The organism is Mesorhizobium sp., assembly GCF_005063415.1.
Classification (GTDB): Bacteria; Pseudomonadota; Alphaproteobacteria; order Rhizobiales; family Rhizobiaceae; genus Mesorhizobium.
The window spans coordinates 42,013-48,454 of sequence record NZ_SUEG01000030.1; the positions used below are offsets into that span (position 1 = coordinate 42,013).

At 61.3% G+C, this 6,442-nt stretch carries 6 protein-coding genes and 1 pseudogene; 3 read left to right on the top strand and 4 right to left on the bottom strand.

Features of this window, described 5'->3' with window-relative positions:
• Positions 1-835, bottom strand: a pseudogene (locus E5W70_RS11105) (SDR family NAD(P)-dependent oxidoreductase); the annotation flags it as partial.
• A 238-nt stretch (positions 836-1,073) separates the two neighbouring features.
• On the opposite strand from E5W70_RS11105, the gene E5W70_RS11110 reads away from it, so the two are divergent.
• Positions 1,074-1,346 (top strand): hypothetical protein, encoded by a 273-nt coding sequence (locus tag E5W70_RS11110; protein ID WP_023676123.1) that lies wholly within the window; start codon positions 1,074-1,076, stop codon positions 1,344-1,346.
• 29 nt (positions 1,347-1,375) lie between these two features.
• On the opposite strand, the gene E5W70_RS11115 is transcribed toward E5W70_RS11110, so the two are convergent.
• Together E5W70_RS11115 and E5W70_RS11120 are read right to left on the bottom strand one after the other, a co-directional pair.
• Positions 1,376-1,972: a response regulator gene (locus tag E5W70_RS11115; protein ID WP_292657641.1), complete on the bottom strand. Its 597-nt coding sequence runs from the start codon at positions 1,970-1,972 to the stop codon at positions 1,376-1,378.
• A 1-nt stretch (position 1,973) separates the two neighbouring features.
• A complete protein-coding gene (locus E5W70_RS11120) occupies positions 1,974-2,171 on the bottom strand; it encodes a hypothetical protein (RefSeq protein ID WP_292657643.1) in 198 nt (65 codons plus the stop codon).
• Between the two features lie 166 nt (positions 2,172-2,337).
• Here E5W70_RS11120 and E5W70_RS11125 point away from each other — a divergent pair, with 166 nt between their 5' ends.
• Positions 2,338-5,442, top strand: coding sequence for a CheR family methyltransferase (locus E5W70_RS11125; RefSeq protein ID WP_292657646.1), 3,105 nt, complete (start codon positions 2,338-2,340; stop codon positions 5,440-5,442).
• Between the two features lie 8 nt (positions 5,443-5,450).
• On the top strand, positions 5,451-5,798 hold the full coding sequence (locus E5W70_RS11130) for a response regulator (RefSeq protein ID WP_292657649.1): 348 nt from the start codon (positions 5,451-5,453) through the stop codon (positions 5,796-5,798).
• Positions 5,799-5,866: 68 nt separating this feature from the next.
• On the opposite strand, the gene E5W70_RS11135 is transcribed toward E5W70_RS11130, so the two are convergent.
• A partial coding sequence (locus E5W70_RS11135; RefSeq protein WP_292657651.1) for a molybdopterin dinucleotide binding domain-containing protein occupies positions 5,867-6,442 on the bottom strand: 576 nt, incomplete at its 5' end.

Below are 6,442 nucleotides of genomic sequence, written 5' to 3' on the forward strand. Positions count from 1 at the left end.
GCCCGCTGCCGATATTGATGACATGGCCGCGCGCCTGGGGCTGTTCCAGCGCCAGCCGGAAGGCGCGGGCAACGTCGCGCACATGCACGAAATCGCGCTGCTGTTCGCCGTCTTCGAAAATCAGCGGCCGCTGGCCGTTGGCGATGCGCGAGGCGAAGTTCGCCAGGACGCCGGTATACGGGTTCGAGAGCGCCTGTCCGGCGCCGAAGACATTGAACAGGCGCAGCGCCACCGCGTCGACGCCATAGGCTTCGCCGAAGATCAGTACGGCGCGTTCCTGGGCGAATTTTGTCAGTGCGTAGATCGAGGCGAGGTCGACCGGTTTCTGCTCGTCGGTGGGCAGCGGCGACAGGACTTCACCTTCCGGCGACAGGGGATTCCATTGGCCGCTGCGGATGTCGTCCGGCTGCCGTCTTGCATTGTCGACGCGCCGGCCGTCTGGCGTGGCATAGAGACCCTCGCCATAGACGCTCATCGAAGAAGCAACGACGATCCGTTCGATCGGCCGTTTGATCAGCGCCTCCAGCAGCGTGGCGGTGCCGAGGTCGTTGGCGCCGACATAGCGGGCGATCTCGTACATGGACTGGCCGACGCCCACTTCAGCCGCCAGGTGAATGATCGCGTCGACATCGTCGACCGCCTCTGCGATGGCGTCGCGATCACGAACGTCGCCTTTGATCAGCTTGGCGCCTGGCGGCAGGCTGATTGCCTCGCCGCCATGCACCTGGTCCAGCAGCGCATCGAGAATTGAAACCCCATAGCCATGTTCAACGAGTTCCTGGGCGACGTGGCGGCCGATAAAACCGCAGCCTCCCGTGACCAGTATACGTTTCACGACAACTCCTCATACGAATGGCTTTGCCGCCCCAAACTTCCGGGCGAAAGGTTTGTTCCCTTGCTTCAACAAAGTTCAGGAGGCTCGCCGGGGTAGGTTTCAAGCAGGCGTGGGAACATCGAAGGCTGCTTGGTGTTAGGAGCCATGTTCGACCAACCGCGCGCACATGCCGGGCAGCGATGCATCTGCTGGTTGTGCAACGCGGGGGATCTCGCGGTGGAATCGAAGGGAGATTGCGATGTCTGAATCGAAGACGACCACCGATCACGACGAAATCCGCCGTTGGGCCGAGGACCGCGACGGGCGGCCGGCGGTGGTGCGCACCAAAGGCGAGGGCGGCATATTGCGCATCGATTTCGGCGAGCCTGAAGAGACGTTCGAGCCCGTCGAGTGGGACGAGTTCTTCAGGATATTCGATGAGAACGAACTGGCCTTCCTCTACCAGGATGAGACCAGCGGCGGAAAAACCAGCCGCTTCAACAAATTCGTCGAGCGCAGCCGGAAAGGCTAACATCGTCTAGTTGCCGGCAGCGGCCACGGTCAGTGCAGCAGGTTTGCTCCACGTGCCCTGACGATGTTTCGCATGATGCCGTTGAGCCAGTCCTCGGTGGAGGAGCCCGATCTTCTCTTGTCGATTTCGCCGATGGCCTGTTCGAGTGTTCGCTCGACCAGCCGGTCGGAAGCCTCCACATCTCCCAGCAGCAGACGCGCGGCGAGCCTGAGCTTAGGCAGCAGCGAAAATACGTCGTCCGAGGGCTCCGACACTCGACCTCCTTTCGATGCCGACGTCTCGGCTGGGAAGAGAGCATCGAAGACAGCCTGGGTGTCCGAGGATTTTCGGAGGCTGCTGGCATACCGAAGGCGCTCAGGAATAACGATGTCTTCATCGCCGCTGAAAAACACGAACGGCACGCCACGGCGCATCAACTCGTCGGCGATCGGGAATACCCGTCGTCCGTTGAGATTGACGTCCAGGATCGCAGCTTCCGCCTCGTCCGTATGTTTCGATGCCTGTTCGACCGTCGCCACTGGGCCAAGCACGACGGCGCCCATCTTGCTGAAGTAACGTGCAAGATCGCCCGCCAGCATCCATTCGTCCTCGACGATCAGGATATGCAAGCCTTGCAGGTCGCGCACCTCATTGTTCCTTCTTCCTGCGGGTTTTACGGCCGTCGGCGCAGACTTGTTCAAAGTGGCTGGCCAGAAGCTCTTGCAATCGTTCCGCGAGCGCGAGCAGGCGAGGCGGAATGTTTTCAGATACGGGAAACTTGGTCAGATCCGGCGAGGGCAACAGGATTTGCCTAGCCCGCTTTATTTCAGGTGGTCGTTTTGCCATTGGAACCGCCTCCAAAGTCAAATGTTAATGCCCACCGGCGGTCCTTTGTTCCGTTGGTAGACTATTCGCTGGCCTGAGGCTCGGCCCGGTCTTAGTCTCAGGCGCGATTTGGGTCTGAGGCCTGATTTGACGGCTTCGTGTTCGCGGCGGTTACCAGGGGCTTGGCGTGGCATCCCAGAATGGAAGATTTCCCATAGTCGGCGTCGGTGCATCGGCCGGTGGCATTCCTGCAATGGAGGGCCTGTTCAAAGGACTGACCGACGGCACCGGCATGGCGTTTGTCATCGTCACGCATCTCAGCCCGGAACGGGAGAGCCTGCTGCACGAGGTCATCCGACGTTACACCGAAATGCCGGTCGTCGTGGCCGAAGAGGGTGTAGCGGTCCAACCGGACCAGGTCTATGTGATGCCACAAAACGTCGTCCTCACCATCCGTAAGGGCGCGCTTTCACTGCGCCGGCCGAACACGCTCAACCGCGAGCGCAAGCCGATTGACATCTTCTTCAGTGCATTGGCCGAGGACCAGGGCGAGTATGCGGTCGGCATTATCTTGTCGGGTGGCGATTCGGACGGCACGCTCGGCGCTAGGGCAATCAAGGAGCATGGCGGGCTGACCATAGCCCAGGCGTCCAACGGGTACGGCCCCCGCAACCCGGACATGCCGCAGAGTGCGATTTCGAGCGGCCTGATCGACATAGCGGCGCCCGCCGATCAGATCGGTGCAAAGCTTCAGGCGTTTGCCCGCGGCTTCGAGGTGCTGAGCGGACTGGCCGAAGCGGACGACGAGCACAAGGCCGACCTAGATCGGGCCCGCGACGAAATCTACGCCATTTTGCGCAGCCATTCCGGTCACGATTTTTCCGGCTACAAGACCAAGACGTTCCTGCGTCGCGTAAAGCGGCGCATGCAGATCACGCAGCTGCAGTCGATCACCACCTACATAGAACGGCTGAAGAGGGATCCCGACGAGGTGGCGAAGCTGTTTCGCGACCTGCTCATCAATGTCACCAGCTTTTTTCGCGACGCCGAAGCGTTCAAATTGCTGGAGGAAAAGATCATACCGCAGATTTTCGAGGGCAAGAACGCCTCCGATGCGGTGCGTGTCTGGGTGCCCGGCTGCGCCACCGGCGAGGAGGTGTTCTCGATCGGCATGCTGATGCGCGAGCGCATGGACAAGCTTTCCGCTTCGCCGCGCGTCCAGATATTCGCGACCGACATCGACGAGCCGGCGCTCTCGGTGGCGCGTGCGGCGCGTTATCCCGAAGCGCTGCTGCACGGGCTATCGCCACAGCGCAGGCAACGCTTTTTCCACAGCGACGGCGAGAGCTATGTGCTGGGTACAGAGGTGCGCGAACTGTGCATTTTTTCACCGCACAGCGTTATCCGCGATCCTCCCTTCTCGCGCATCGACATGATTTCGTGCCGCAACCTGCTGATCTATTTCGGCCCGCACATCCAGAACCGGGTCATCCCGATCTTCCATTACGCGCTGAGGCCGGGCGGCTATCTGTTCCTGGGCACGTCGGAAAGCGTCGGTCAGCACGGCGACCTGTTTGCCACGGTCGACAAGAAGCACCGGATATTCCGGGCGCGGGAACATGCCACGCTCCGGCCGCCGGTCCTTGTCGGCAATGGCCGCACGGATCTCCGTCCGGTCGGACGCGGTGGCTCGAAGAACGATGCTGCCAGCCATTCGCTCCGCCAGGCGATCGAGGCTCAGGTGCTGGAGCGGTTCGCCCCGCCTCACGTGCTGGTCAATGGCGATGGCGACATCGTCTACTATTCGGCGCGGACGGGCAAATATCTGGAAGCGCCGCAAGGCGCCCCGAGTCGGCAGCTGGTGACCCTGGCCCGCCGTGGGCTGAGACTTGAGCTGCGCGCCGCGTTGCGGGAAGCAGCCACGACGCGCCGCACGGTCGTGCGGGAGAACATAGCCGTCGAGGAAGATGAGGGACAGCTTCAGTTCATTACACTGACGGTCGAACCGTACACCGGGCGCGGCAATGGCGAGCCCCTCTACCTCGTCCTGTTCAATCCGGTGGGACAGGCCCAGCTACGCTCCGAGCCGGCACGCGAAAGCCGCGGCACCGACGGCGCGTCCGATCTCGAACGGGAGTTGCGCGACACACGCGAGCGGCTGCAGTCGACCATCGAGGAATACGAAACCGCGCTGGAGGAAGTAAAGTCTTCGAACGAGGAACTCGTCTCGGTCAATGAAGAGGCGCAGTCGACCAATGAGGAGCTTGAGGCATCGAAGGAGGAGATGCAGTCGCTCAACGAAGAGCTCAACACCATCAACGCGGAGCTGACCGGCAAGATAGAGGAACTCGACCGCGCTAACAGCGATCTCAGAAACCTGTTCGAAAGCACGGAAATCGCGACCATCTTCCTCGACCGCAACCTTGTGGTGCGGACTTTCACTCCCGCCGCATCATCCTTCTTCAACTTGCGTCCATCCGATGTCGGCCGGCCGCTGACCGATCTTTCGAGCCAGCTCGACTACCCCGAGCTGAAGCGGCACATCCAGGCTGTGTTCGAGTCGGGAGAGACCCTGAACCATCATCTTGCGCGCGATGACAACGGCCGGTTTCACCTGGTTCGCATCAACCCTTATCGGGACAAGAGCGGCGGCATCCAGGGCGTCGTCGTGACGCTGATCGACGTGACGACACTGGCGCAGGCGGAAGAGCGTCAGCAGGTGCTGATCTCGGAGCTGAACCATCGCGTCAAGAACATGCTGGCAGTCGTCGCCAGCATCACCAACCGGACACGTGAAAACTCGGCGTCGAAAGACGAGTTCGCCGACGCCCTGATCGGCCGGCTGCAGGCGATGTCACGAGCCTACAGTCTGCTCTCGCGAGAAAGCTGGACCGAAGCTTCCGTCGAGGAACTGCTGCGCCAGGAACTCGATCCCTTCGGGGCCGAACGGTTCGAACTCCATGGCAAACGGGTGAGCCTCAAGCCGGTACAAGGGCTTTCCTTCGGCATGGCAATCCATGAACTGGCGACGAATGCCGCCAAATATGGCGCACTGTCGAAACCTGCCGGCCGGATAGTCGTGAAATGGTCGGTGGTGGACGGAGCCTTCAGGCTCGTCTGGCGCGAGAAGGGCGGCCCCCGCATCAAGGAGCCAACCGACAGCGGCTTCGGCCTAACCCTCCTGCGCGGAGAAATCGGTTACAGGCTGGGCGGAAAGGTTGAAACAAGTTTCCACTCAAATGGTTTGGAGGCGGAAATCGCATTCCCTCTGACCCGCGAGGGCTCGTCGTGACCGGAAAGATGCGTGTGCTGATCGTCGAGGACGAATGGCTGATCGCCGACGACGCGGCGGCTTACCTGCGCAAAGCCGGCCATCAGGTGGTCGGGCCTGTTTCGTCGGTGACGGCAGCACTCCGGCTCGTTGGCGAAGGCGGCATCGACGCGGCGTTGCTGGATATCCAGTTGAACGACGAGACCAGCTATCCGATCGCGGAAGCGTTGCGGACGCGCGGTGTTCCGTTCGCCTTTCTCTCCGGGTATGGCGAACGCGAAATTCCGGCAGGTTTCCGCACTTGCAGGATCGTACAGAAGCCGGCGAGCCAGAGTGCGATCCTGAATGCCGTGGATGAACTCGCGCAGGCCTGCTGAGGTCTCGATTTTGAAAGTCGTGCCAGGTCATATCGGCGTGGCGCGTGCCTGCCGCGAACAACGAACGCCTATGGCAATATCCGCACCGGTACCGATTTGACTGCCGGAACATGAGCCTTCTCGGCTCTGTGCCACAAAGGAACCAGCGGGTTGAGCTCGGGATAATAACCGGCGCAATTTCCCTCCGGCACCGAGAAAGGCGTGATGCGCAGCCCGTGCACGCGGCGCTCCACACCATCGTGCGCATTGGCTTCGAGATCGACCTCCTGTCCCGCGCTCAAACCGAGGCGCTGGATATCCTTTTCATTCATCAACAGCACCATGCGTGTGCCGCTGATGCCGCGCAGCCGGTCGTTGTAGCCGTAGACGGTCGTGTTGAACTGGTCATTGGAGCGCACCGTGATCAGTGTCAGCACATCGTGGCCGGCGACATCGATGTCAGGGTCGGTTTCAAGGCCACTTGGCAGCTTGAAATTGGCCTTCTTGTTCGGCGTCTCCCACACTCGCTTGCTCGCCTTGATGTCGCGGTGGAAGCCGCCGGGCGTCAGGAAACGCTCGTTGAAGTCGCGGAAATGTTGGGGGTAGCAGCGCTCGATTTCGTCACGGATACGGGAATAGTCCCCAACCCACCCATCCCACGGGAT

Coding starts and splice junctions, on each gene's coding strand:
- E5W70_RS11120 (WP_292657643.1), bottom strand. CDS start 2,171: ATGGCAAAACGACCACCTGAAATAAAGCGGGCTAGGCAAATCCTGTTG.
- E5W70_RS11110 (WP_023676123.1), top strand. CDS start 1,074: ATGTCTGAATCGAAGACGACCACCGATCACGACGAAATCCGCCGTTGG.
- E5W70_RS11130 (WP_292657649.1), top strand. CDS start 5,451: ATGCGTGTGCTGATCGTCGAGGACGAATGGCTGATCGCCGACGACGCG.